This window comes from Pseudomonas sp. Z1-29 (assembly GCF_051131995.1).
In the GTDB taxonomy this organism is placed as follows: domain Bacteria; phylum Pseudomonadota; class Gammaproteobacteria; order Pseudomonadales; family Pseudomonadaceae; genus Aquipseudomonas.
The window spans coordinates 2,090,004-2,115,473 of record NZ_CP071645.1; the positions used below are offsets into that span (position 1 = coordinate 2,090,004).

Annotated in this window: 18 protein-coding genes; 11 read left to right on the plus strand and 7 right to left on the minus strand. The window is 61.2% G+C overall.

The window, feature by feature from the left end:
- Positions 1-55 precede the first annotated feature (55 nt).
- Positions 56-748, plus strand: a complete 693-nt coding sequence (locus J3P84_RS09650) for an alpha/beta family hydrolase (protein ID WP_434629703.1) — start codon at positions 56-58, stop codon at positions 746-748.
- Between the two features lie 159 nt (positions 749-907).
- Here the strand turns inward: J3P84_RS09650 and J3P84_RS09655 are convergent, their stop codons facing one another.
- The 3 genes from J3P84_RS09655 to acnA form a co-directional block, all read right to left on the minus strand.
- Positions 908-2,473, minus strand: a complete 1,566-nt coding sequence (locus J3P84_RS09655) for a methyl-accepting chemotaxis protein (RefSeq protein ID WP_434573002.1) — start codon at positions 2,471-2,473, stop codon at positions 908-910.
- 76 nt (positions 2,474-2,549) lie between these two features.
- Positions 2,550-3,338 (minus strand): lysostaphin resistance A-like protein, encoded by a 789-nt coding sequence (locus tag J3P84_RS09660; RefSeq protein WP_434629706.1) that lies wholly within the window; start codon positions 3,336-3,338, stop codon positions 2,550-2,552.
- A gap of 115 nt (positions 3,339-3,453) precedes the next feature.
- Positions 3,454-6,195: an aconitate hydratase AcnA gene (gene acnA, locus J3P84_RS09665; protein WP_434629709.1), complete on the minus strand. Its 2,742-nt coding sequence runs from the start codon at positions 6,193-6,195 to the stop codon at positions 3,454-3,456.
- Between the two features lie 172 nt (positions 6,196-6,367).
- Between acnA and rlmM the strand changes: the two genes are divergently transcribed.
- Positions 6,368-7,441: a 23S rRNA (cytidine(2498)-2'-O)-methyltransferase RlmM gene (gene rlmM, locus J3P84_RS09670; RefSeq protein ID WP_434629712.1), complete on the plus strand. Its 1,074-nt coding sequence runs from the start codon at positions 6,368-6,370 to the stop codon at positions 7,439-7,441.
- Between the two features lie 196 nt (positions 7,442-7,637).
- Positions 7,638-7,889: a sulfurtransferase TusA gene (gene tusA / locus J3P84_RS09675; protein ID WP_305499973.1), complete on the plus strand. Its 252-nt coding sequence runs from the start codon at positions 7,638-7,640 to the stop codon at positions 7,887-7,889.
- Here tusA and J3P84_RS09680 read toward each other — a convergent pair.
- The gene (locus J3P84_RS09680; RefSeq protein ID WP_434629716.1) at positions 7,886-9,289 is read right to left on the minus strand and encodes an MATE family efflux transporter; all 1,404 of its coding nucleotides are present in this window, start codon (positions 9,287-9,289) and stop codon (positions 7,886-7,888) included. The genes tusA and J3P84_RS09680 overlap by 4 nt on opposite strands.
- Before the next feature lie 283 nt (positions 9,290-9,572).
- Here J3P84_RS09680 and pdxB point away from each other — a divergent pair, with 283 nt between their 5' ends.
- Positions 9,573-10,715: a 4-phosphoerythronate dehydrogenase PdxB gene (gene pdxB / locus J3P84_RS09685; protein ID WP_434629719.1), complete on the plus strand. Its 1,143-nt coding sequence runs from the start codon at positions 9,573-9,575 to the stop codon at positions 10,713-10,715.
- 163 nt (positions 10,716-10,878) lie between these two features.
- Here the strand turns inward: pdxB and J3P84_RS09690 are convergent, their stop codons facing one another.
- A complete protein-coding gene (locus J3P84_RS09690; RefSeq protein WP_123341965.1) occupies positions 10,879-11,058 on the minus strand; it encodes a PA1571 family protein in 180 nt (59 codons plus the stop codon).
- 250 nt (positions 11,059-11,308) lie between these two features.
- On the opposite strand from J3P84_RS09690, the gene J3P84_RS09695 reads away from it, so the two are divergent.
- Entirely contained in the window at positions 11,309-13,090 is a 1,782-nt protein-coding gene (locus tag J3P84_RS09695) for an ABC transporter transmembrane domain-containing protein (protein WP_434629722.1), read from the plus strand.
- A gap of 229 nt (positions 13,091-13,319) precedes the next feature.
- Here J3P84_RS09695 and J3P84_RS09700 read toward each other — a convergent pair whose 3' ends face one another.
- Positions 13,320-15,248: a transglycosylase SLT domain-containing protein gene (locus J3P84_RS09700; RefSeq protein WP_434629725.1), complete on the minus strand. Its 1,929-nt coding sequence runs from the start codon at positions 15,246-15,248 to the stop codon at positions 13,320-13,322.
- A gap of 212 nt (positions 15,249-15,460) precedes the next feature.
- Here J3P84_RS09700 and J3P84_RS09705 point away from each other — a divergent pair, with 212 nt between their 5' ends.
- Positions 15,461-17,380, plus strand: coding sequence for an ATP-binding cassette domain-containing protein (locus J3P84_RS09705; RefSeq protein ID WP_434629728.1), 1,920 nt, complete (start codon positions 15,461-15,463; stop codon positions 17,378-17,380).
- 168 nt (positions 17,381-17,548) lie between these two features.
- Here the strand turns inward: J3P84_RS09705 and J3P84_RS09710 are convergent, their stop codons facing one another.
- On the minus strand, positions 17,549-17,989 hold the full coding sequence (locus J3P84_RS09710) for a universal stress protein (RefSeq protein ID WP_305499988.1): 441 nt from the start codon (positions 17,987-17,989) through the stop codon (positions 17,549-17,551).
- A 102-nt stretch (positions 17,990-18,091) separates the two neighbouring features.
- Between J3P84_RS09710 and J3P84_RS09715 the strand changes: the two genes are divergently transcribed.
- The 5 genes from J3P84_RS09715 to topA all read left to right on the plus strand — a co-directional run bounded on the left by J3P84_RS09715 (position 18,092) and on the right by topA (position 25,441).
- Entirely contained in the window at positions 18,092-18,529 is a 438-nt protein-coding gene (locus tag J3P84_RS09715) for a hypothetical protein (protein WP_434629731.1), read from the plus strand.
- 484 nt (positions 18,530-19,013) lie between these two features.
- Positions 19,014-21,161, plus strand: a complete 2,148-nt coding sequence (gene fadB, locus J3P84_RS09720; RefSeq protein WP_434629734.1) for a fatty acid oxidation complex subunit alpha FadB — start codon at positions 19,014-19,016, stop codon at positions 21,159-21,161.
- 30 nt (positions 21,162-21,191) lie between these two features.
- A complete protein-coding gene (fadA, locus tag J3P84_RS09725) occupies positions 21,192-22,367 on the plus strand; it encodes an acetyl-CoA C-acyltransferase FadA (protein ID WP_305499994.1) in 1,176 nt (391 codons plus the stop codon).
- A gap of 109 nt (positions 22,368-22,476) precedes the next feature.
- Complete coding sequence (locus J3P84_RS09730) at positions 22,477-22,713, plus strand: DUF1653 domain-containing protein (protein WP_072389007.1); 237 nt, start codon at positions 22,477-22,479, stop codon at positions 22,711-22,713.
- A gap of 115 nt (positions 22,714-22,828) precedes the next feature.
- The gene (gene topA, locus J3P84_RS09735) at positions 22,829-25,441 is read left to right on the plus strand and encodes a type I DNA topoisomerase (protein WP_434629738.1); all 2,613 of its coding nucleotides are present in this window, start codon (positions 22,829-22,831) and stop codon (positions 25,439-25,441) included.
- The last annotated feature ends 29 nt before the right edge of the window (positions 25,442-25,470 follow it).

The following is a 25,470-nucleotide window of genomic DNA, read 5'->3' on the forward strand; positions in this document are numbered from 1 at the left end:
GGCAGGTGCAGCGTTCTTCGCCTGGAGTTATAGGCAGACTGAAAGCGAGGCAAGCATGAACAAAAAGCACAAGGCCAGTATTGACGGGGATCAATGGGCGCGATGCGTGACCGAGCGCGGCTGGTTGTGGACAGCCGCGAAACCCGGTGCTGGCGCCGAATCGCCGACGCTGATTTTGGCCCATGGTGCGGGTGCGCCGATGGACAGCGGCTTCATGAACGAAATGGCCGCGCGCCTTGCCGCGCAAGGCATCAATGTGTTGCGCTTCGAGTTTCCCTACATGGCCCAACGGCGCCTGGACGGCGGCAAGCGCCCACCCAACCCGGCGCCTAAGCTGCTGGAATGCTGGCGTGAGGTCTACGCCACGGTGCGACCCTATGTCGCTGGGCGGCTGGCGATTGGCGGAAAATCCATGGGCGGGCGCATGGCAAGCCTTGTGGCCGATGAGCTGGGTGCCGATGCGCTGGTGTGCCTCGGGTATCCCTTCTATGCCGTGGGCAAACCGGAGAAACCGCGGGTCGAACATTTGGCGGCGTTGAACACCCGGGCGCTGATTGTCCAGGGCGAGCGGGATGCGCTGGGTAATCGTGAGGCGGTCGAAGGTTATGCCTTGTCACCTGGCATCGAAGTGCTGTGGTTGGCGGCCGGGGATCATGACTTGAAGCCGCTGAAGGCTTCGGGGTTCAGTCACGAGCAGCATCTGGAGGCGGCGGCGCAGAGAGTGGCTGGGTTTCTTTTCCAAGACTGATGCTGATTGTTCCGGCCTCTTCGCGAGCAGGCTCGCTCCCACAGGGGAGTGAACGCTGCAAATCCAGGGCGGGAGCGAGCCTGCTCGCGAAAGCGATCTTTCAGACAAGAAAAAACCCGGAAGCTGTCGCTGTCCGGGTTTTCAGTCTTCCAATCCAAATCAGCGGTTGAACCGCTCCACCAACGAATACTGGGTATTGGCCGTTCGAGTCAGTTCTTCGCTGAGCAGCGCCGAGCTGTGGGCCTGTCCCGAGGTCTGGTCGGCCAGTTCCGAGATGTTGCTGATGTTGCGGCTGATCTCCTCGGCCACCGAGCTCTGCTCCTCGGTGGCAGCCGCGATCTGGGTGGTCATGTCGGTGATGTGGGCCACCGCTTCGCTGATCCCGACCAGCGCCTGGTCCGCTTCCATGACCCGCGCCACGCCTTCTTCGGCCTGGCGATGGCCAGCATCCATGGTCTGTACGGCGTTGTTGGCGGTCTGTTGAAGCTTGGCGATCAGGGCATGGATCTGCCCGGTGGATTCGCTGGTGCGCTGGGCCAGTTGCCTTACTTCGTCGGCCACCACGGCAAAGCCGCGGCCCATTTCACCGGCGCGGGCCGCTTCAATGGCGGCGTTGAGCGCCAGCAGGTTGGTCTGGTCGGCGATGCCCTTGATCACGTCGACCACACCACCGATTTCGTCGCTGTCCTTGGCCAGCTGGGTCACGGTCTGCCCGGTCTCGCCCACTACCACCGACAGGCGTTCGATGGCTTCACGGGTTTCTCCGGCAATGTCACGACCGCGACTGGTCAGGCGATTGGCCTCCTGGGTGGCATCGGCGGTGCGCTGCACGTGGCTGGCGACTTCCTGGGTGGTCGCGGCCATCTGATTGACGGCGGTGGCCACCTGCTCGGTTTCCACCCGCTGACGCTCCAGGCCAGTGGAACTGTCGTGGGCCAGGGAATTGGACTGCCGCGCTTGCGCGTTGAGATGTTCGGCGGTGTCCTGCAGGCGGGTCAGGCAGGTTTTGAGACGTGCTTCCTGGCTGAGGATCGACATTTCCAGGCGTGCCTGGACACCACGGCTGTCGGTATACATCCGCGCGATCAACGGATCGGAGGTGGTCTGCTCGGCCAGGCGCAGCAGGCGCTTGATCCCGCGTTGCTGCCATTGCAGGCCCATCAACCCCAACGGCACCGACAGCAGGGCTGCCAGGGCGAAGCCCCAGGAAGAATTGAGGAACGCGCCGACGACGAAGCTCAACTGGCTGACCAGGATGAATGGCAGCCAGTCCTGCAGGATCGGCAGCCATTTGTCGCTGCCGGGTACCGCGGCCTTGCCCTGGTTGATGCGTTGATAAAGCGCTTCGGCTCGGGAGATCTGCTCGGCGCTGGGTTTGACCCGTACCGATTCATAGCCGACCACCTGATTGCCTTCGAATACCGGCGTGACGTATGCGTTGACCCAGTAATGGTCACCGTTCTGGCAGCGGTTCTTGACGATGCCCATCCATGGCAAGCCTTGTTTCAGCGTGTCCCACATGTGGGCGAACACGGCCGACGGAACGTCGGGATGGCGTACCAGGTTGTGCGGCGCATGGATCAGCTCTTCCTTCGAGAACCCACTGATCTCAACGAACGCGTCGTTGCAGTAGGTGATCACACCCTTGGTATTGGTGGTGGAAATCAATCTCTGCTGGGCCGGGAAGGTCCTTTCGCGCTGTGTAATAGGTTGGTTGTTACGCATGGTGGTGTAGTCCGCAAGGCTTTGAAAGGTTGTCGGCACCGTCAGCTTTTTGTTGAAAAAATTCTGCCCGGCGGCGTCACGCCAGCATCGGGTAAGTAAACAGGGCGAAATGCAGCAGGTTGAGGCCGAAATGTGTGGCAATCGCCGCGCCCAGGCCGCCAAACCGATAGGCGAGGCCATAACCGATCCCGGCCAGCCCCGACAGCAATATCCACTGCCAGCCGGCACCGGCATGCACCAGGCCGAACAGCAGCGAGGCCAGCAGCAATGCGAGGTTGTCGCCATGGCGCAGATGTTCGAAGCGTCGGCTCAGGCCGCCCTGGATGTAGCCACGAAACAGTGCTTCCTCGACCAAGGTCACCAACAAAAGATTGTTGAGCACCCAGATCCAGGCCTGGTCCGGCCACTTCGGTGCCCAATGGATCATGCCCAGCAACATGGCCCCGCCCAAGGCCATTATCGCGCTTAGCGCAAGACCCAGGGCCGTGCCGTAGACCGCGCCACGAAACGAGCGGCGGCCAACGATCCAGGGGCACGCCAGCAACAGCCAGAAACCGATCAGGGGCTTGTCCTGGTTCAGATACATCGCAAACCGCACGGCGTCATCGCTCAAACGTTGCGCCGCGATCGCCCGGCCGTTGAAGAAACCCGGCATCCAATGCAATGCCAACGCGACCGCCAGGACGATGAACAGGCAATGCCCGAGAAACTGCCCGACCGGCGTCTGCCGCTGGCGAACCGCGTACCCGGCGAACAGCAGCAGCGCGACCGAGATGATGGCAGTCCAGGCCAGATGGCCGTACGCGAGGGCCAGGCCATAACCGATCGAGAGAAGGGCCAGGTACGGCCAGGGTAGGGAGAGCATGTGGAGTCCTTTGGGGCGGAAACATTCGAGGCTGTCGGGGCCGGCGGGATTATAGGCAGACCCAAACGAAAACACCGCCCTCAAGAGGCGGTGTTTTCGTAGGACGCTTCTTTTTTTATCCTGCAATTAATTGCCGCAGGACAAAATGCAGGATCCCGCCAGCCTTGAAATATTCCACTTCGTTCAAGGTGTCGATCCGGCACAACACTTCAATCCGCTCCTGGCTGCCATCCTCACGGGTGATGACCACGGGCAGGTTCATGCGCGGCGTCAGCTCGGCATCGCTCAGCCCGAGGATATCAAGGGTCTCCCTGCCAGTGAGGTTCAGGCTCTTGCGATTCTGATCGAGCTTGAATTGCAGCGGCAGCACGCCCATGCCCACCAGGTTGGAGCGGTGGATGCGTTCGAAGCTTTCGGCGATCACGGCCTTCACGCCCAGCAGGTTGGTACCCTTGGCCGCCCAGTCCCGGCTCGAACCGGTGCCATATTCCTGCCCGGCAATGACCACCAGAGGCGTGCCGGTGGCCTGGTACAACATGGCCGCATCGTAGATCGACATTCTTTCGCCGTTGGGGATATAGATCGTATTGCCGCCTTCTTCGCCGCCGAGCATCTCGTTGCGGATACGGATGTTGGCGAAGGTGCCGCGCATCATCACCTGGTGATTGCCCCGTCGCGAACCGTAGGAGTTGAAGTCCCGCGGTTCCACGCCTTGCTCGCGCAAGTAACGGCCGGCAGGGCTGTCTGTCTTGATATTGCCGGCTGGCGAGATATGGTCGGTGGTCACCGAGTCTCCGAGCAGCGCAAGGACGCGCGCGCCCTCGACATTCCTGACCACCGGTGGCGGCCCGCCGATATCGTCGAAGAATGGCGGATGCTGGATGTAGGTCGAGTCGTCCTGCCATACATAAGTAGCCGCCTGCGGCACTTCGATGGCTTGCCACTGTTCGTCACCGGCGAACACGGCGGCGTATTCCTTGTGGAACATGCTGGTGTCGACCTGGGCCACGGCGTCGGCTACTTCCTTGCTGCTTGGCCAGATGTCGCGCAGGTAGACCGGATTGCCGTCCCGGTCGTTGCCCAGCGGTTCGCTGCTGATATCGATGCGCACGGTGCCGGCCAGGGCGTAGGCGACCACCAACGGCGGCGAGGCCAGCCAGTTGGTTTTCACCAGTGGATGCACCCGGCCCTCGAAGTTGCGGTTACCCGACAGCACCGAAGCCACGGTCAGGTCGGCTTTCTGGATAGCTTTTTCGATGGGGTCGGGCAGAGGGCCGGAGTTGCCGATACAGGTTGTGCAGCCGTAGCCCACCAGGTCGAAGCCGAGTTTGTCCAGGTACTCGGTCAAGCCCGCGGCATTGTAGTAGTCGGTCACTACCTTGGAGCCAGGCGCCAGGGAGCTTTTGACCCAGGGCTTGCGTGTCAGGCCTTTTTCCACGGCTTTTTTTGCCACCAGCCCGGCGGCCATCATCACGCTGGGGTTGGAGGTGTTGGTGCAAGAGGTGATGGCGGCAATCACCACCGCGCCGTTTTTCAGGCGATGGGTCTGGCCATCGAATTCGTACTCGGCTTCGCCTACCTGGTCGGCATTGCCTACCGCGACGCCTCCGCCGCCTTCGCTTTCCAGGCGGCCCTCATCCTTGCTGGTGGGTTTGATCTGCAGGCCGAGGAAATCACTGAAGGCCTGGCCGACATTCGGCAGCGAGACCCGGTCCTGGGGACGCTTGGGGCCAGCGAGACTGGCCTCGACGCTGCCCATGTCCAGTTCCAGCGTATCGGTGAACACCGGTTCCTGGCCGGGCAGACGCCACAGGCCCTGGGCCTTGCAATAGGCTTCCACCAGTTTCACGGTTTCCGCCGGGCGCCCGGACAGGCGCAAGTAATCCAGCGTTACATCGTCCACCGGGAAGAAACCGCACGTGGCGCCGTATTCCGGGGCCATGTTGGCGATGGTGGCGCGGTCGGCCAGGGGCAGGTCGGCGAGACCGTCGCCATAAAACTCGACGAATTTGCCCACCACACCCTTCTTGCGCAGCATCTGCGTGACGGTCAGCACCAGGTCGGTCGCGGTGATACCTTCGCGCAGCTTGCCGGTGAGCTTGAAGCCGACAACCTCGGGGATCAGCATCGATACCGGTTGGCCGAGCATTGCCGCTTCCGCCTCGATCCCGCCGACGCCCCAGCCGAGCACGCCGAGGCCATTGATCATCGTGGTGTGAGAATCGGTGCCGACCAGCGTGTCCGGGAAGGCGTAGGTGCGGCCGTCTTCCTCTTTGGTCCAGACGGTGCGACCGAGGTATTCCAGGTTCACCTGGTGGCAGATGCCGGTGCCCGGTGGCACCACGCTGAAGTTGTCGAAGGCACTCTGGCCCCAGCGCAGGAAGGCATAACGTTCGCCGTTGCGCTGCATTTCGATGTCGACGTTCTGCTCGAAGGCCTGGCGGCTGGCGAATTTGTCCACCATCACCGAGTGGTCGATCACCAGGTCGACCGGTGACAACGGGTTGATTCGCTGGGGATCGCCTCCGGCCTTTTCCACGGCGGCGCGCATGGCGGCCAGGTCGACCACGGCGGGCACGCCGGTAAAGTCCTGCATCAGCACCCGCGCCGGGCGATACTGGATTTCGCGGTCGGAGCGGCGCTCCTTGAGCCAACCGGCCAGGGCCTTGAGGTCGGCGCCGGTGACGGTTTTTTCATCTTCCCAGCGCAGCAGGTTTTCCAGCAGCACCTTGAGGGACATCGGCAGTTTATCCAGATCACCGAGGCTTCGCGCGGCGTCCGGCAAGCTGAAATAGTGATAAGTCCTGGCGTCGACTTGCAATGTTTTAAGGGTTTTCAGGCTATCGAGGGACGGCATTGAAATCACTCCTTTGAGTCCGCACGGCTACGGACTGACGGAACGGACAGAGCCTTTAACCTAGCCCTGTTTTGAGCGTATGACTAATCACTGGACTCTATGGACAGGTTCGCGGTTCCGAACTCCGCTATCATGCGGCGGTTTTCGTGACAGGCTTTGCTACGGAGTTTCAATGAACACGCTTTTTATGCACTGCCGACCGGGCTTCGAAGGCGAGGTCTGTTCCGAGATCGCCGAACATGCCGCGCGGCTGAACGTGGCCGGCTACGCCAAGGCCAAGCCGGCCAGCGCCTGCGCCGAATTCGTCTGCACTGAAGAAGACGGCGCCGAGCGGCTGATGCGTGGACAGCGCTTTGCCGAGCTGATTTTCCCGCGCCAGTGGGCGCGTGGCTCGTTCATCGAGTTGCCGGAGACCGACCGCATCAGCGTCATCCTCGCCCATCTGGCGGCTTTCCCGACGTGCGGCAGCCTGTGGCTGGAAGTGGTCGATACCAACGACGGCAAAGAGCTGTCGAACTTCTGCAAGAAATTCGAAGGTCCGTTGCGCAAGGCCTTGAGTGGCGCCGGCAAGCTGGTGGACGACCCGCACAAGCCGCGCCTGCTGCTGACGTTCAAGAGTGGCCGCGAAGTGTTCCTTGGCCTGGCGGAAGCCGACAATTCGGCAATGTGGCCGATGGGTATTCCGCGGCTTAAATTCCCTCGGGAAGCGCCGAGCCGCTCGACCCTCAAACTCGAAGAGGCCTGGCACCATTTCATCCCCCGTGACCAATGGGACGAGCGGCTGCACAGCGACATGACCGGCGTGGACCTCGGCGCCGCGCCGGGTGGCTGGACCTGGCAATTGGTCAACCGGGGCATGCTGGTGACGGCCATCGACAACGGTCCGATGGCTGAAAGCCTGATGGACACCGGCCTGGTGCAGCACTTGATGGCGGACGGCTTCACGTTCAAGCCCAAGCAGCCGGTGGACTGGATGGTCTGTGACATCGTCGAAAAACCCGCGCGCAATGCGGCGATGCTGGAAGAGTGGATTGGCGAGGGACATTGCCGTGAAGCGGTGGTCAACTTGAAACTGCCGATGAAGCAGCGTTACGCCGAGGTGAAGCGTCTGCTCGAACGCATCGCCGAGGGTTTCAAGGCCCGGGGTATCAAGGTCGAGATTGGCTGCAAGCAGCTGTATCACGACCGTGAGGAAGTGACGTGCCATCTGCGGCGGCTGGATAGCAAGAAGCCGAAGTCTCGCTAAAGCCAAAGAGCCAGCCTTTGTGGCGAGGGAGCTTGCTCCCGCTGGGTTGCGAAGCGACCCCAATGCCCTGTCGGATTCCAAGAGCGACGACTACTGCGCAGCCGAGCGGGAGCAAGCTCCCTCGCCACAGTTGGATGCGCATTTGTTAAGAGCGCCGACATTGCGCGACAATGGCGGCCAGTTTCAGGAGTAGAACATGAGTGAAATGAACGAAACGCCGGTCGACGGCACGCTGGACGCCACCGGCCTCAACTGTCCGGAGCCGGTGATGATGCTGCATCAGCATATCCGTGACCTGGCCCCCGGCGGACTGCTGAAAGTCATTGCCACCGACCCGTCAACTCGCCGTGATATCCCCAAGTTTTGCGTGTTTCTCGATCACGAACTGGTCAGCCAGGATGAAGTGGACGGCACCTACCGCTACTGGATCCGCAAGAAGCTCGCTTAACCCGTCGAGCGACTGAGGCGAATCTGCCCGCGGGCACTGCGCGTCAGTCGGATTGACAGCATCAACGCCGCGCAGCTTAATCCCACGATCAAACCCTGCCACAATCCGCTTGGGCCGCTGGCGGTGCCGAGCCAGTCGGTCAGGCCCAGGGCGTAACCCACCGGCAAGCCGATGCCCCAGTAAGCGAAGAGCGTCAGGATCATCGTCACCTGGGTGTCCTGGTAACCGCGCAACGCGCCCGCCGCCGTGACCTGGATGGCATCGGAAAACTGAAACAGCGCCGCGTAGACGATCAGCATCGATGCCACTTCGATCACCACGGGGTCGGCGGTATAGATCGCCGCGATAGGCCCACGCAACGCGAACATCAGGCTCGCCGACAGGCAGGCGTACGCCAGGGCCGTGGCCATGCCGACACCCGCCGCAAAGCGCGCTTCCCGAGGCTGGCTACGCCCCAGCGCCTGGCCGACCCGTACGGTCACGGCCATGCCCAGGGAATAGGGGATCATGAACACCAGCGAGCTGAAATTCAGGGCGATCTGGTGTCCGGCCACCACCGTGGCGCCGAGGCTGCCGATCAGCAGGGCGATGACCGCGAAGATGCTCGATTCGGCAAACACCGCGATGCCGATCGGCAGGCCGATGCCGAGCAGGCGCTTGATGACCGACCATTGCGGCCAGTCGAAACGGCTGAACAGCTGACTCGATTGATAGATCGGGCCCCAGCGTGTCCAGGCGGCCATGCCCGCCGCCATGAACCACATCACGATGGCCGTGGCCCAGCCGCAGCCGACACCGCCCATGGCGGGGACGCCCAGGTGTCCATAGATGAAGATGTAGTTGAGCGGAATGTTCAGGGCCAGCCCGCACAGCCCCAGCACCATCGCCGGTCGCGTACGCCCCAGGCCGTCGCTGAAGCAGCGCAGCACGTAATAGATTGCCACCGCCGGGAGGCCGCTGCCGATGCCGCGCAGGTATTCCATGCAAGGGCCGATCAGTTCGGGATCGACTTTCATGACATGCAGGATCGGTTCGGCGCTGAGCAGCGCCAACGTTGCGATCAGCCCCACCGCGAGTGCCAGCCACAATGCCTGACGCACCAATGGACCGATCTGTTCAAACGTACCGGCACCGAAACGCTGGGCCACCTTCGGCGTGGTAGCCAACAGCGTGCCGGTCATCAACAGGAATACCGGAACCCAGATCGAGTTGCCCAGCGCCACCGCCGCGAGATCCCGCGGCCCGACCCGGCCGGCCATCACCGCGTCGACAAAGCCCATGGCGGTGGTCGCCAATTGCGCCACCATGATCGGCAGGGCCAGGGCCAGCAGGGTCTTGAGCTCCAGGCGCACCCGGGCCGGGCGGGAGAGAGTGGTGGCGGTGTCGATCACAGGATTCACAGGGCAAGCATCCGAAAATATTAAGCGCAAGGCGGCGAATTCTACGCCTTGACGCATCGGTCAGGAAAAAACCTGTGTTGGGGATTTGTAATCGGGCAGTACGGCAGCTTTCGTGGCGAGGGAGCTTGCTCCCGCTCGGCTGCGCAGCAGTCGCTGGCATTTTGGGCCCGCTTCGCAGGCCAGCGGGAGCAAGCTCCCTCGCCACAATGGTACTGCTCGCTCCTGGTAATGCGCGAAGCAACCGGAACGCCTACACTGCCCACCCCGCCAAAGGAGCTTTGCCATGCTGATCGTTGCCGACGAAAACATTCCCTTGCTCGATGCGTTTTTTCAAGGTTTTGGTGAAATCCGCCGGGTGCCGGGGCGGGGCATCGACCGGGCGTTGGTCGAGCAGGCTGACGTGCTGCTGGTGCGTTCGGTCAGCCAGGTCAATCGGGCGCTGCTGGAAGGCAGCAAGGTGCGTTTTGTCGGGACCTGCACCATCGGCACCGATCACCTGGACCTGGAATATTTCGCCGAAGCCGGCATCCGCTGGGCCAGTGCCCCGGGCTGTAACGCCCGCGGTGTGGTGGACTATGTGCTGGGCAGTCTCATGACCCTGGCGGAAATCGAAGGCGCGGATCTTGCGCAGCGCACCTTTGGCGTCGTCGGCGCGGGGCAGGTGGGCGGGCGATTGATCAAGGTACTCAAAGACCTGGGCTGGGTCGTGAAAGTCTGTGATCCGCCGCGTCAGGCTGCCGAAGGCGGCGATTATCTGAGCCTGGAGCAGATTATCGAGCAGTGCGATGTGATCAGCCTGCACACACCCCTGACCCGCGATGGCGAGCAACCGACCTGGCACCTTTTCGACGAGCAACGATTGAACAACCTCAAGCCGGGGACCTGGTTGATCAACGCCGCGCGCGGCCCGGTCATCGACAACATGGCGCTGCGCGAGGTGCTGCTGGAGCGTGAAGATCTGCAAGCGGTGCTGGATGTCTGGGAGCGGGAGCCGACAGTCGACGTCGATCTGGCCGACCTCTGCGTGATCGCCACTCCGCACATCGCCGGCTATAGCCTTGACGGTCGCCAGCGTGGCACGGCGCAGATTTATGAAGCCTTGTGCGGATTCCTGCAGCGGCCGGTGGAAGTCAGCCTGGCCGAGCTGTTGCCACGGCCGTGGCTCGCCGGCCTCACGCTGGATGCCGCCACCGACCCGGCCTGGGCCCTGGCGGCGTTGTGCCGGAGCGTTTACGACCCGCGCCGTGACGATGCGGACTTTCGCCGCAGCCTTATCGGCACCGACAGCGAGCAACGTAGCGCCTTTGATGCCTTGCGCAAGCATTATCCGCCACGCCGGGAAATCGACAGCTTGAAGGTGCGGATCGAAGGGCAATCGCCGACGTTGGAAAATATCGTGGCAGCCCTGGGCGCCACCATTGCTTGAGCATAGAGCGCCTTGTGGCGAGGGAGCTTGCTCCCGCTCGGCTGCGAAGCAGTCGCCGACTGCAACTGTCCAGCCGGAGCAAGCTCCTTCACCCCGCAAGGCGGCAAATCAAAGGCATAAAAAACCCGACATCAAGGTCGGGTTCAGCTGAAGACGGGCTGTATCACTTTTGTTCGGCAGGTTTGACCAGTCGTTTTTCCAGTTCGCTGCAGGCTTTCTGGATCATGTCTTCGGTGATCGGTACTTCGCGCCCTTGGGCATCGATGAACGAGCAGCCCAAGGACTGGTCCGGTTGCGTGCGGATCACTTGAATCTTGTCTTCGCTGCTGTGTTGCAAGGACATGGCCTGTCTCCTCATCAGGTTGCGTGCCTATAGTAATGTCGCCAGGTGACCGAGCCATGACACTCCTTGAAGGTTCACGGCGACAGCTCCACTCAACCAGAAACGCTGACGCATTTCCAGCCAGACTTTAGACCGATAACATCTAGAGCCTGATCTTGGCGGTCATATCTAACCTGACTCATCCTGACTCAAATTGGTTCCGCTGCGTTTCGGTGCTCGTGACCGACTCCTTTTCCCGTTGCATTATCGGATGCCCTCGATGCTTTCTTCCCGACAACGCCGTGCCATACGCCTGGCCAGCGGCTTCATTGCTCCTTACCGCAAACAGGTCTTTGGCGCTTTGCTGGCCCTGATCGTCACCGCCGGCATTACCTTGTCCATGGGGCAGGGTATCCGGTTGCTGGTGGATCAGGGTTTCATGACGCGCTCGCCGCATCTGCTCAATCAATCGATCGGGTTGTTCATGGTCCTGGTGGCGGGGTTGGCGGTCGGTACGTTTGCCCGTTTCTACCTGGTGTCGTGGATTGGCGAGCGGGTGGTGGCCGATATCCGCCGACAGGTTTTCAACCACCTGGTGTATCTGCATCCCGGGTTCTATGAAAACAACCGCAGTTCGGAAATCCAGTCACGCCTGACCGCCGATACCACGCTGCTGCAATCGGTGATCGGTTCGTCGTTGTCACTGTTTCTGCGCAACGCGCTGATGGTGGTCGGAGGCATCGTGCTGCTGTTCGTCACCAATCCCAAGCTCACCAGCATCGTGGTGATTGCGCTGCCGCTGGTGCTGGCGCCGATCCTGGTCTTTGGCCGGCGAGTGCGCAGCCTGTCCCGCGAAAGCCAGGACCGCATCGCCGATGTCGGCAGTTACGTTTCCGAAACCCTCGGCCAGATCAAGACGGTGCAGGCCTATAACCACCAGGTCCAGGACGAGCACCGTTTCGCTGCTACCGTGGAGCAGGCCTTCGACACTGCCCGCAAGCGCATCGCCCAGCGTGCCTGGTTGATTACTCTGGTGATCGTTCTGGTGCTGGGTGCGGTGGGCGTAATGCTCTGGGTCGGTGGCATGGACGTGATCGCCGGGCGCATTTCCGGCGGTGAGCTGGCGGCATTCGTGTTCTACAGCCTGATTGTCGGGAGCGCTTTCGGTACGCTCAGCGAAGTGATCGGCGAGCTGCAGCGGGCGGCCGGCGCCGCTGAGCGAATTGCCGAGTTGCTGCGTTCGCAAAACATCATCCAGCCGCCGGCGACGGGCCTTGTCACGTTGCCGCAGCGGGTCAGGGGCGACCTGCGCCTTGAAGGTGTACGGTTTTCCTACCCGTCGCGGCCGGAAAGCTATGCGGTCGATGGCCTGGACCTGAGCGTCAACGCTGGCGAAACCGTCGCGCTGGTCGGTCCGTCCGGGGCGGGCAAATCCACCGTGTACGACCTGCTGCTGCGGTTCTACGATCCAGTGCAGGGGCAGATATACCTCGATGGTGTGCCGCTGACCTTGCTTGACCCGTTGGACCTGCGTCGTCACTTCGCCCTGGTCTCGCAGAGCCCGGCACTGTTCTTCGGTACGGTGGAAGAAAATATTCGCTACGGCAATCCGCAAGCCACCGACGAACAGGTGCGCGAAGCGGCGCGGATCGCTCACGCCCATGACTTCATCGAGAAAATGCCGGATGGCTACCAGACCCATCTGGGCGATGGCGGCCTGGGTTTGTCCGGTGGTCAGCGCCAACGCCTGGCCATCGCCCGGGCACTGCTGATCGACGCGCCGATCCTGCTGTTGGACGAAGCCACCAGCGCGCTCGATGCACAAAGCGAACACCTCATCCAGCAAGCCCTGCCCAGCCTGATGAAAAACCGCACCACCCTGGTCATCGCCCACCGCCTGGCCACGGTGAAAAATGCCGACCGGATCGCGGTGATGGACCAGGGCAGGGTGGTCGCCGTGGGCACTCATCAGGAGTTGGTGGCGAGTAATGCGCTGTATGCGCGGTTGGCGGCGTTGCAGTTCAACGTTGGCTTGGAGTCGGCAGCCGACTGAGCGCAGCGTCTACACGAATCCCTTGTGGGAGTGAGCTTGCTCGCGATAGCGGTGGGTCAGCTTGCATCCATGTTGAAGGTGCCGACGGCATCGCGAGCAAGCTCGCTCCCACAAGGTCCAGCACCGACCAAGTAACCGACCAAGTAACCGACCAAGTAACCGACCAAAAAAATGCCCGCACTTTCGATGCGGGCATTTTTTTCTTCTCAGGACAGCTTCTCGCTAATACTCACTGATCATCGAAATAGCGCTCGTGCCAGTCCACCAACGGTTGTGGCGAGTTGAGTTTCTGGCCGTAGATCACCGAGTAGGACAGCACGTTCTGTACGTACTGGCGGGTTTCGTCGAAAGGGATGCTTTCGACCCAGACGTCGAAGCTCAGGTGGTCAGCGCCACGCAGCCATTGACGCACGCGGCCAGGGCCGGCGTTGTACGCGGCGGAGGCGAGGACCCGGTTGCCGTTGAATTGGCTGTGCACCTGGCTCAGGTAAGCCGCGCCGAGCTGGATGTTCTTGTCCGGGTTGAACACTTGCTGGGGCGATGCCAGGGGAATGTTGAACTTGCGGGCGGTTTCCTTGGCGGTGCCTGGCATCAACTGCATCAGGCCGCTGGCACCGACGCTGGAGCGGGCATCGTCCATGAATGCGCTTTCCTGGCGGGTGATGGCGAACGCCCAGCTTGGATGCAGGCCGCGGATCCTGGCTTCGCGCACCAGCGTGTCGCGGTGGGCCATCGGGAAGCGGATATCCAGGTCGTCCCAGTATTTGGCCTGGCTGATGGTGCGGATGGCCGGGAAGTACCATTTCAGGTCATAGGCCAGTTTCGCCTGGGCAACCATTTCGTCCCGGTTGAAATGGCGGCTGACGTGATACCACTCGCGGCGGCCATCGACGATCTGTCCGCGCGCATGAAACTCCAGCGCGCGGCGCACTCCAGGGGTGTTGCGCACTTTGTTGATCAGCGCCTGGCTCATCACCAGCGGCTTGTTGTTGAGCGAATAGGGTGACTGGGAGCGGTCGGCCGCCAGGAAGCCGTAGAAGTCACGCTCCCGGGCCAGTTGCTTGTAGAGCGTCACCGCTTGCGGGTTCTGCGGCTGCGCCAGCTCCAGGCTGCGGGCCTGCCAGTAACGCCAGCGGTTGGTGGTGGCGAGCGACTCGGGCAGGCGGCGGGTCAACTGATAGGCATCTTCCCAGCGGGCCAGGCGCAACAGCAGGCGCAAACGCCATTCCGAGACAGTATCATCGCGCAGCTCCGGGTCGTATTTGGTCATCACGTCGAGGGCGCGGCTGTCGAAGCGTTTGGCCAGGGTCAGACCAATTTCCCGGGCGATTGCCACTTTCTCGTCTCGAGAGAAATGCATGGTGCTGGCATACCCGTCCAGCAACGCCATGGCTTTTTCCGGGTCCTGGCGGGCCAGGCGTCGCAAGCCGAGGCTCACGACATCGGACATCGGTTCATCGGCGGGCGCGAAGCGCGAAGGCTGGTTGAGCAGTTCGGGCTTCTGCGCCACGTCGATCAACAGGCTGCCGCGAGGCGCCAGGGTGGTCAGGCCGCTCACCAGGCTGTTGGCCAGCGGATAGTTACGCGCCTGGGCGGCCAGTTTGGCGCGCTCCCAGCGTTTCTGTTCAGTCAGTTGGCCTTGGGCCGCCCACATGCCGAACAGCGCATCGCAGGCCGCCGGCTGGGATTTGCCGGTAAGCCAGAGTTTCTCGGCGTTGGCGTAGCCTTCGGCCTTGAGGCCATGGCTCAGTTGATATTGAGCGTTGAGGCAATCGAGTTCGGTGAAGTTGAGCTTGGGGTCGTAATACTTGACGAAGGTTGCCCAGTCGCCACGCTCAGCCAGCCAGCGCAACCAGCGCAGCTTCATCCAGTTGGCCTGGGGCAGGTCGCCATGTTCGGCGAGGAATTTCTCGATCTCGGCATTGCTCGCGCTTTTCAGGCGAGCGGTCAACTCATCGTAGGCGAGGTAGGGCTCCAGCGGATAATCGCGCAGGGCCTGGCTGTAGCGCAAATAGGGGCCGGAATCACCTTTGGCCAGGGCGCGCTTGGCCTCATCGTAATACTGGCGCTGGGTGGAAATATCCACCGCCTGGGCGGTCTGAACGGCAGTGGCACACACAAACAAACAAGATAAGACACTGAAAAGGCGACTGCGCATGATACGTCCGGGCAGAAAAAACAAGACAAGCCCGGGGGGAGCCCGGGGTAACTGCCTGTAGCTTAGCCTTTTGCCAGCAACCGGCGAAAGCTTTGCAGGGCCGTTCGCGCAAGTTCGCAACAATTGTTGTGCAGAGTGCTTCGGAGGCGAAATTGGCGGACCTTTGAGGCCTCTTCTCAGGTAGAATGCGCGCCCGGTTTTTGGAGAAGCTCATGACCCTGCTCAAATTCAGCGATGTGTCCCTTGCTTTCGGCGCGATGCCGTTGTTGGACAAGGTGTCCTGGCAGATCGCCCGTGGAGAGCGGGTGTGCATCATCGGCCGCAACGGCACTGGCAAGTCCAGCATGATGAAGCTGGTCAAGGGCGACCAGAAGCCCGACGACGGCTCGGTCTGGCGCGCGCCAGGCCTGAAGATCGGCGAATTGCCCCAGGAACTGCCGGTAGCCGACGAGCGGACGGTATTCGACGTGGTCGCCGAAGGCCTGGACGGTGTCGGCGCGCTGTTGGCCGAATATCATCACCTGAGCCAGAACATCGTCACCGATGCCGACCTGGACAAGCTGATGCATGTCCAGCACGACCTCGAAGCCCGTGACGGCTGGCGCCTGCAGCAATTAGTCGACAGCACGCTGAGCCGCTTGCAACTGCCGGCCGACAAGACCCTGGCCGAGCTGTCCGGTGGCTGGCGTCGCCGCGTCCTGCTGGCCCAGGCCCTGGTGTCCGAACCCGATCTGCTGCTGCTCGACGAGCCGACCAACCACCTCGACATCGGCGCCATCGCCTGGCTTGAAGAGGCCCTCAAGGATTTCCAGGGCGCGGTGCTGTTCATCACTCACGACCGTTCCTTCCTGCAGAACCTGGCGACCCGCATCCTCGAACTGGATCGCGGCGGCCTGATCGACTGGAACGGCGACTACGCCAGTTTCCTGGTTCACAAGGAAGCAGTGCTGGCGGCGGAAGAAACCGCCAATGCGCTGTTCGACAAGCGCCTGGCCCAGGAAGAGGTCTGGATCCGCCAGGGCATCAAGGCCCGGCGTACCCGTAACGAAGGTCGCGTACGCGCCCTCAAGGCCCTGCGCGTTGAGCGTAGCGAGCGACGCGAGCGCACCGGCAAGGCGAATATCCAGCTGGAAACCGCCGACAAGTCGGGCAAGCAGGTCATGGTGCTGGAGAACGTCAGCTTCGCCCACCCGGGTGGCCCGTTCCTGGTCAAGGACTTCTCCATGGTTCTGCAGCGCGGCGATCGGATCGGCCTGCTGGGCGCCAACGGTACCGGCAAGACCACCTTGCTCAAGCTGATGCTTGGCGGTCTGGTGCCGACCAGCGGCAAGGTGGAAGAGGGGACAAAAATCGATGTCGCCTATTTCGACCAGTTGCGCCACCAGCTGGATCTGGAAAAAACCGTGATCGACAACGTGGCCGAAGGTCGCGACTTCATCGATATCGACGGCCAGAGCCGCCACGTGCTGAGTTACCTCGGCGATTTCCTGTTCAGTCCGCAGCGCGCCCGTACCCCGGTGAAGGCGTTGTCGGGTGGCGAGCGCGCTCGTCTGTTGCTGGCCAAGCTGTTCAGCAAGCCGGCGAACCTGCTGGTGCTCGACGAACCGACCAACGACCTGGACGTGGAAACCCTCGAACTGCTGGAAGAGGTGTTGCTGACCTTCAACGGCACCGTGCTGATGGTCAGCCACGACCGGGCCTTCCTCGACAACGTGGTCACCAGCACCCTGGTTTTCGAAGGCGAAGGGCTGGTTCGCGAGTACGTTGGTGGTTACCAGGACTGGCTGCGCCAGGGTGGCTCGCCACGTCTCCTGGGCGTGACCGAGAGCAAATCCGGCAAGGCCGACCTGAATTCGGCGGTCGTCAAGGCTGAGCCGGCTCCGGTTGCCGCCACTGCCGCGCCTGCCCCTGCGAAAAAGAAGCTCAGCTACAAACTTCAGCGTGAGCTGGAAGCATTGCCTGGCGATATCGAGGCGAAGGAGCAGCAGATTGCAGCGGTGGAGGCCGAGATGGCTGACGCCGGTTTCTACCAGCGACCAGCGGCCGAAACCGCCAAGGTGATTGCCCACCTGGGGCAGTTGCAGGCCGAGCTGGATGCGCTGGTAGAGCGCTGGGCTGAACTGGACGCCTGATCCGTTGACGTAAAAAATCCCGGCACTCAGCGATGAGTACCGGGATTTTTGTTCGAAACGCTTGCCCTTGTGGGAGCGAGCCTGCTCGCGAAAGCGGTGTATCAGGCGACTTGAACGTCGGCTGTCATGGCGCTTTCGCGAGCAGGCTCGCTCCCACAGGTTTGCCGTTTACGAGCGCTTGACCAGATGCACCGCCAGCACGTCGCATGGAGCGCCATGCAATACGTCGTTGGCGGTGGAGCCCAGCAGCAGCGCGAGACCGTGGCGGCCATGGCTGCCGACAACGATCAGGTCGCAGCCCTGTTCCTTGGCCAGGTGATGGATTTCCTGGCGCGGCTGGCCGTAGGTCAGGTGGCTGTTTTCCTTTTTTAATGCCGGGTATTTCACGATCAGTCGATCAAGGCGTTCCTTGGCCTGGTCAAACTGTTGCTGCTGCAACTGGGAAAGGTCCATTGGGACGTCGCCGCCGAAGGCCATGGCCATCGGCTCGACGATATGCACCAGCGACAGTTTGTTGTCCCGGCCTTCGCAGAGAGCGAGGGCTCGCTTGACGACAGGATCGCATTCTTCAGTAAGGTCGACGGCGACCAGGACGTGTTCGTAGTACATGAAAAGCACTCCAGAGAATGGCGATACGGTAAGTATGGCTGGTTTCAAGCGCATTGACGGCGATGCGGGTCAACGGGCTCATCAGAATTCGGGAGTACAGATATGACGGTCTGGATAGTGGTGTCAATCCTGTTGGTGGTATTGAGCCCCTTGGCATGGTTGCGGCCATCGCGTGTCCAGAGCGGTCGCATGGCCCTGCGCATGGAGGCGCGACGCCTCGGCCTGGCCATGCAACTGGCTACCCAGGAGTGGCCGCACTGGCTCAGTCAGCCGCCGCCCAACCCTTGCGCTCAGTACCACCGGCCCCGACGTGGCAAGCAGCCGGCCCTCTGGAGCTACTGGCAGAGCGCCCCTGGCGTGTGGGTCAATCAGTGGCGCGAGCCCTGTCTGGACGAGTCGCTGCTGGCGCATTTCCACAAGCTGCCCGCCAACGTGTACAAAATCGAAGCCGACAAGCAGATGATTACCTTGTATTGGGGCGAAAAGGGCGAGGCGAGTGTTTTGCAGGATATATCCGCAGTGCTCAACGCATTGGCTTGAGGCGTAAAAAAGCCCGACAGATTCATCGGGCGGGTTGGCCAGGCAGGCCGGTAAACCATCTCCTCGGGACGTTCATTCGAACGTCCTTTCTTCATTCGGCTCAAACGTCTTGTCACCAGCTTAGCCGGTTGAATAAGGCGCGCTCGGAATTAGGGCGACTTTTCTAATTATTGATTCTATGAATGGCTGCCCATGCGGCGTCGTGTTGCGGATCCGCAGGGTACGGAAATGACCGTAAAGTCGCGTTCAAGCGCTTGTTTAGGGCGATTGACAATTGACGGAAATTCCGTGAAGGTGACGTACCCAAATCAAACGGGCGTATGAATTGAGCGTTTGTATTTTCAGAACGTTCCTACAGAACCCGACGATCGCGTTGGCGGGTGTGCCTGGCGGATTGGCGTAGCATCGACGGTAATGTCCATGCCGAACCAGCGGTCAGCGTTCAACGTGTACTGTTCAGCTTCCATATCGTGGAGATCAGTTGATGATTTACGAAGGTAAAGCCATCACGGTTAAGGCTCTTGAAAGTGGCATTGTCGAACTGAAGTTCGATCTCAAGGGTGAGTCCGTCAACAAGTTCAACCGTCTAACCCTGAACGAATTGCGTCAGGCCGTGGACACTATCAAGGCAGATGCTTCGATCAAGGGTGTGATCGTCAGCAGCGGCAAGGACGTGTTCATCGTCGGCGCCGACATCACCGAATTCGTCGACAACTTCAAGCTGCCCGATGCCGAACTGATCGCAGGCAACCTCGAAGCGAACCGTATCTTCAGCGATTTCGAAGACCTTGGCGTGCCAACGGTTGCGGCCATCAACGGCATCGCCCTGGGTGGCGGCCTGGAAATGTGCCTGGCGGCCGATTACCGTGTCATGTCCACCTCCGCCAAGATCGGCCTGCCGGAAGTCAAGCTGGGCATCTACCCGGGCTTCGGCGGTACCGTGCGCCTGCCGCGCCTGATCGGTGCCGACAATGCCATCGAGTGGATTGCCGCTGGCAAGGAAAACCGTGCCGAAGACGCGCTGAAAGTCGGCGCCGTGGATGCCGTGGTCGAACCTGGCAAGCTCCAGGAAGCGGCGCTTGAGACGATCAAGCGCGCCATCAGCGGCGAGTTCGACTACAAGGCCAAGCGCCAACCGAAGCTGGAAAAGCTCAAGCTCAACGCCATTGAACAAATGATGGCCTTCGAAACCGCCAAGGGCTTCGTCGCCGGTCAGGCTGGCCCGAACTACCCGGCGCCGGTCGAAGCCATCAAGACCATCCAGAAAGCCGCGAATTTCGGTCGCGACAAGGCCCTGGAAGTCGAGGCCGCCGGTTTCGTCAAGCTGGCCAAGACCTCGGCTGCGCAAAGCCTGATCGGCCTGTTCCTCAACGATCAGGAGCTGAAGAAAAAGGCCAAGGCCTACGACGAAATCGCTCGCGACGTGAAGCAGGCGGCTGTGTTGGGTGCTGGCATCATGGGCGGTGGTATCGCCTACCAGTCGGCGTCCAAGGGCACGCCGATCCTGATGAAAGACATCAACGAACATGGCATCGAACAAGGCTTGGCCGAAGCTGCCAAGCTGCTGGTCGGCCGTGTGGACAAAGGTCGCATGACCGCCGCGAAGATGGCCGAAGTGCTCAACGGCATTCGCCCGACGCTGTCCTATGGCGATTTCGGCCATGTCGACCTGGTGGTCGAAGCCGTTGTCGAGAACCCGAAGGTCAAGCAGGCGGTACTGGCTGAAGTCGAAGACAAGGTCAAGGAAGATACGATCCTTGCCTCCAACACCTCGACCATTTCCATCTCGCTGCTGGCCAAGGCCCTCAAGCGTCCGGAAAACTTCGTCGGCATGCACTTCTTCAACCCGGTGCACATGATGCCGCTGGTGGAAGTCATCCGTGGCGAGAAGTCCAGTGAGCAGGCGATCGCCACCACCGTGGCCTACGCGAAAAAAATGGGCAAGAACCCGATCGTGGTCAACGACTGCCCGGGCTTTCTGGTCAACCGCGTGCTGTTCCCGTATTTCGGCGGTTTCGCCAAGCTGGTCAGCGCTGGCGTGGACTTCGTGCGCATCGACAAGATCATGGAAAAATTCGGCTGGCCGATGGGCCCGGCGTACCTGATGGACGTGGTTGGCATCGACACCGGCCACCACGGTCGCGATGTCATGGCCGAAGGCTTCCCGGATCGTATGAAGGACGATCGCCGTTCGGCTGTCGACGTGCTCTATGAAGCCAAGCGCCTTGGCCAGAAGAACGGCAAGGGCTTCTACGCCTACGAGACCGACAAGCGCGGCAAGCAGAAGAAAGTCGCCGATTCGTCGGTGCTCGAAGTGCTCAAGCCGATCGTCTACGAGCAGCGCGAAGTCACCGACGAGGACATCATCAACTGGATGATGATCCCGCTGTGCCTGGAAACCGTGCGTTGCCTGGAAGACGGCATTGTCGAAACCGCCGCCGAAGCCGACATGGGTCTGGTCTACGGTATCGGTTTCCCTCCATTCCGTGGCGGTGCGCTGCGCTACATCGATTCGATCGGTGTCGCCGAGTTCGTTGCCCTGGCTGACCAGTACGCTGATCTGGGCGCGCTGTACCACCCGACCGCGAAGCTGCGTGAAATGGCCAAGAACGGCCAGCGTTTCTTCGGTTAAGCGCCCAACGACTAGAGCGAGAGAACATTTATGAGCTTGAATCCTAGAGACGTCGTGATTGTCGACTTCGGTCGTACGCCGATGGGCCGCTCCAAGGGCGGCATGCACCGCAACACCCGTGCCGAGGACATGTCGGCGCATCTGATCAGCAAGCTGCTGGAGCGCAACGCGAAGGTCGACCCCAACGAGGTCGAGGACGTGATCTGGGGCTGTGTGAACCAGACCCTGGAGCAGGGCTGGAACATCGCCCGCATGGCTTCGCTGATGACCCAGATCCCTCACACCGCGGCCGGCCAGACCGTCAGCCGCCTGTGCGGTTCGTCCATGAGCGCGCTGCACACCGCCGCCCAGGCGATCATGACCGGCAACGGTGATGTATTCGTCGTCGGCGGTGTCGAGCACATGGGCCACGTGAGCATGATGCACGGCGTCGATCCGAACCCGCACATGTCGCTGTACGCGGCAAAAGCCTCGGGCATGATGGGCCTGACCGCGGAAATGCTCGGCAAGATGCACGGCATCACCCGCGAACAGCAGGACGCCTTTGGCGTGCGCTCCCACCAGCTCGCCCACAAGGCGACGGTGGAAGGCAAGTTCAAGGATGAAATCATCCCGATGCAGGGTTACGACGAGAACGGCTTCCTGAAGCTGTTTGACTACGACGAGACCATTCGTCCGGAAACCACCCTGGAAAGCCTGGCGACGTTGAAGCCGGCCTTCAATCCAAAGGGCGGCACCGTGACAGCCGGTACCTCGTCGCAGATCACCGATGGTGCCTCGTGCATGATCGTGATGTCGGCCCAGCGTGCCCAGGACCTGGGCATCCAGCCGATGGCGGTGATTCGTTCGATGGCCGTCGCCGGTGTGGATCCCGCAATCATGGGCTATGGTCCAGTACCGGCCACGCAGAAAGCCTTGAAGCGCGCGGGCCTGAGTATCTCCGACATCGACTTCTTCGAGCTCAACGAAGCTTTCGCCGCACAGGCCCTGCCAGTGCTGAAAGATCTGAAAATACTCGACAAGATGAACGAGAAGGTTAACCTGCACGGCGGCGCCATCGCCCTGGGTCATCCGTTTGGCTGCTCCGGTGCGCGTATCTCCGGCACGCTGCTCAACGTCATGAAGCAGAACGGCGGCACTTTTGGGGTGTCCACCATGTGCATTGGCCTCGGCCAAGGCATCGCCACCGTCTTCGAGCGCATCTAAGCGTCACGTCGATGGAAGCCGGGGCCAAGTGCCCCGGTTTTTGTTTTTCTGGGTTTTCAACAAGAAAAATTTTGTTTTTATTTTGGAAAGATTCAGCGAGGGCCAAAGCATGCCGATACAACCTGGGCTCTACCAACATTACAAAGGCCCGCAGTACCGCGTATTCAGTATTGCGCGGCATTCCGAGACCGAGGAAGAAGTGGTCTTCTATCAAGCCCTGTATGGCGATTACGGTTTCTGGGTGCGTCCGTTGAGCATGTTCCAGGAGTCCGTCGAGGTTGACGGCGAACAGGTGCCACGCTTTGCTTTGGTGCAGGCCGAGGAGAGCATTTTTTCCAGGCCTTGAGGCCAACATGAGGGCGAGCCTGCCCTTGACCTCACCTTGCAGCCACTATATATAGCGGTGCCGCGTCAGGCGCCAACCGCCTTTCACTTTTTAGAATTCAGGAATTTTCTGATCCATGGGCAAATCGCTGGTCATTGTGGAATCCCCGGCTAAGGCCAAGACCATCAACAAGTATCTGGGTAACCAATACGTGGTGAAGTCGAGTATCGGCCATATCCGAGACCTGCCCACCAGCGGTTCGGCTAGCGCCAGCAAAGAGCCTGCTGCCAAGCGCGGCAAGGCTGCCGCCGGCGAAGCGCCAGCGTTGTCGCCGAAGGAAAAGGCGCGCAAGCAGTTGGTCTCGCGCATGGGGGTTGATCCGGAACACGGCTGGAAAGCCAAGTACGAGATCCTCCCGGGCAAGGAAAAGGTCATCGAAGAGCTGCGCCGGCTCGCCAAGGATGCCGACACCATCTATCTCGCGACGGACTTGGACCGCGAAGGGGAAGCCATTGCCTGGCACCTGCGCGAAGCCATCGGTGGTGATGACAGCCGCTACAAGCGTGTGGTGTTCAACGAAATCACCAAGAAGGCCATCCAGGAAGCCTTCTCCCAGCCGGGCGAGCTGGATATCGATCGGGTCAACGCTCAACAGGCGCGACGTTTCCTTGACCGCGTGGTGGGCTACATGGTCTCGCCATTGCTGTGGGCCAAGATCGCTCGCGGCCTGTCCGCCGGACGTGTGCAATCGGTCGCGGTGAAACTGGTAGTGGAGCGCGAGCGGGAAATCCGCGCGTTCATCCCTGAAGAATATTGGGAAGTCCACGCTGATCTGGGTACCGCCAAGGGCGCCACCGTGCGCTTCGAAGTGGCCCGCGAGAAAGGCGAGGCCTTCAAGCCGCTCAATGAAGCGCAGGCCATGGCCGCGCTGGAAAAGCTCAAGGCTTCTAGCTACAGCATCGTCAAGCGTGAAGACAAGCCCACCAGCAGCAAGCCTTCGGCGCCGTTCATCACGTCCACGCTGCAGCAGGCCGCGAGTAACCGCCTGGGCTTCGGCGTGAAGAAAACCATGATGATGGCCCAGCGTCTGTACGAAGCGGGCTACATCACCTACATGCGTACCGACTCGACCAACCTCTCGGTCGATGCCGTGGCGATGGCGCGTACTTATCTAGAAACCGAGTTCGGCAAGAAATACCTGCCGGAAACGCCAAACGTCTACAGCAGCAAGGAAGGCGCCCAGGAAGCTCACGAAGCGATTCGTCCATCCGACGCCAACACCACGCCAAGCAAGCTGTCTGGCATGGAGCGCGACGCCGAGCGTCTCTACGAGCTGATCTGGCGCCAGTTCCTGGCTTGCCAGATGCTGCCGGCCCAATACCTGTCGACCACCGTCAGCGTCGGTGCTGGCGACTTCGAGCTGCGTGCCAAGGGCCGTATCCTGAAGTTCGACGGCTACACCCGTGTCATGCCGCAGATCGCCAAGCCAGGGGATGACGACGTCCTGCCCGACATGGCCCAGGGCGACGTGATGAAGCTGCTCAAGCTGGATCCTACCCAGCACTTCACCAAGCCGCCGGCCCGGTATTCGGAAGCCAGCCTGGTCAAGGAAATGGAAAAGCGTGGCATCGGTCGCCCTTCGACTTATGCGGCTATCATTTCGACGATCCAGGACCGCGGCTACGTGGCGCTGCACAACCGTCGTTTCTATTCGGAGAAGATGGGCGACATCGTGACCGAGCGCCTGTCCGAGAGCTTCTCGAACCTGATGGACTACGGCTTCACCGCCGGCATGGAAGAGAACCTCGATGACGTGGCCCAGGGTGAGCGGGACTGGAAAAACGTGCTCGACGAGTTCTACGGCGACTTCAAGAAGAAGCTCGAAGTGGCCGAAAGCCCTGACAGTGGCATGCGCGCCAACCAGCCGGTGATGACTGATATTCCGTGCCTGACCTGCGGCCGACCGATGCAGATCCGCACGGCTTCAACCGGTGTTTTCCTCGGATGCTCGGGCTACAGCCTGCCGCCAAAGGAGCGCTGCAAGGCAACGGTCAACCTGGTGCCCGGTGATGAAATCGCTGCGGACGACGAAGGTGAATCGGAATCCCTGGTGCTGCGCGGCAAGCATCGCTGCCCGATCTGCAGCACCGCAATGGACGCCTATTTGCTGGATGAAAAGCGCAAGCTGCACATCTGCGGTAACAATCCGGATTGCGCCGGTTACGAGATCGAAGAGGGCAGCTACCGCATCAAGGGCTATGAAGGTCCGAGCCTGGAATGCGACAAGTGCGGCAGCGAGATGCAGCTCAAGACCGGGCGTTTCGGCAAGTTTTTCGGCTGTACGAACCCAACCTGCAAGAATACCCGCAAGCTGCTCAAGAGCGGCGATGCGGCACCGCCAAAAATGGACCCGGTGAAGATGCCCGAGCTCAAGTGCGAGAAGGTCAATGACACCTACATCTTGCGCGACGGTGCTTCTGGCCTGTTCCTGGCGGCGAGCCAGTTCCCGAAAAATCGTGAAACCCGTGCGCCGTTGGTGATGGAGATTGTCCCGCACAAGGACGAAATCGATCCGAAGTATCACTTCCTTTGCGACGCACCGCAGAAAGACCCGGACGGCCGCCCGGCGGTGATTCGCTACAGCCGCAAGACCAAAGAGCAATACGTGCAGACCGAGGTTGACGGCAAGCCTACCGGCTGGAAGGCGTTTTACGACGGCGGCAAGTGGACCGTCGAAGACAAGCGCTGATCGGGATGGCGTAAGGGCCTTTGATGGCG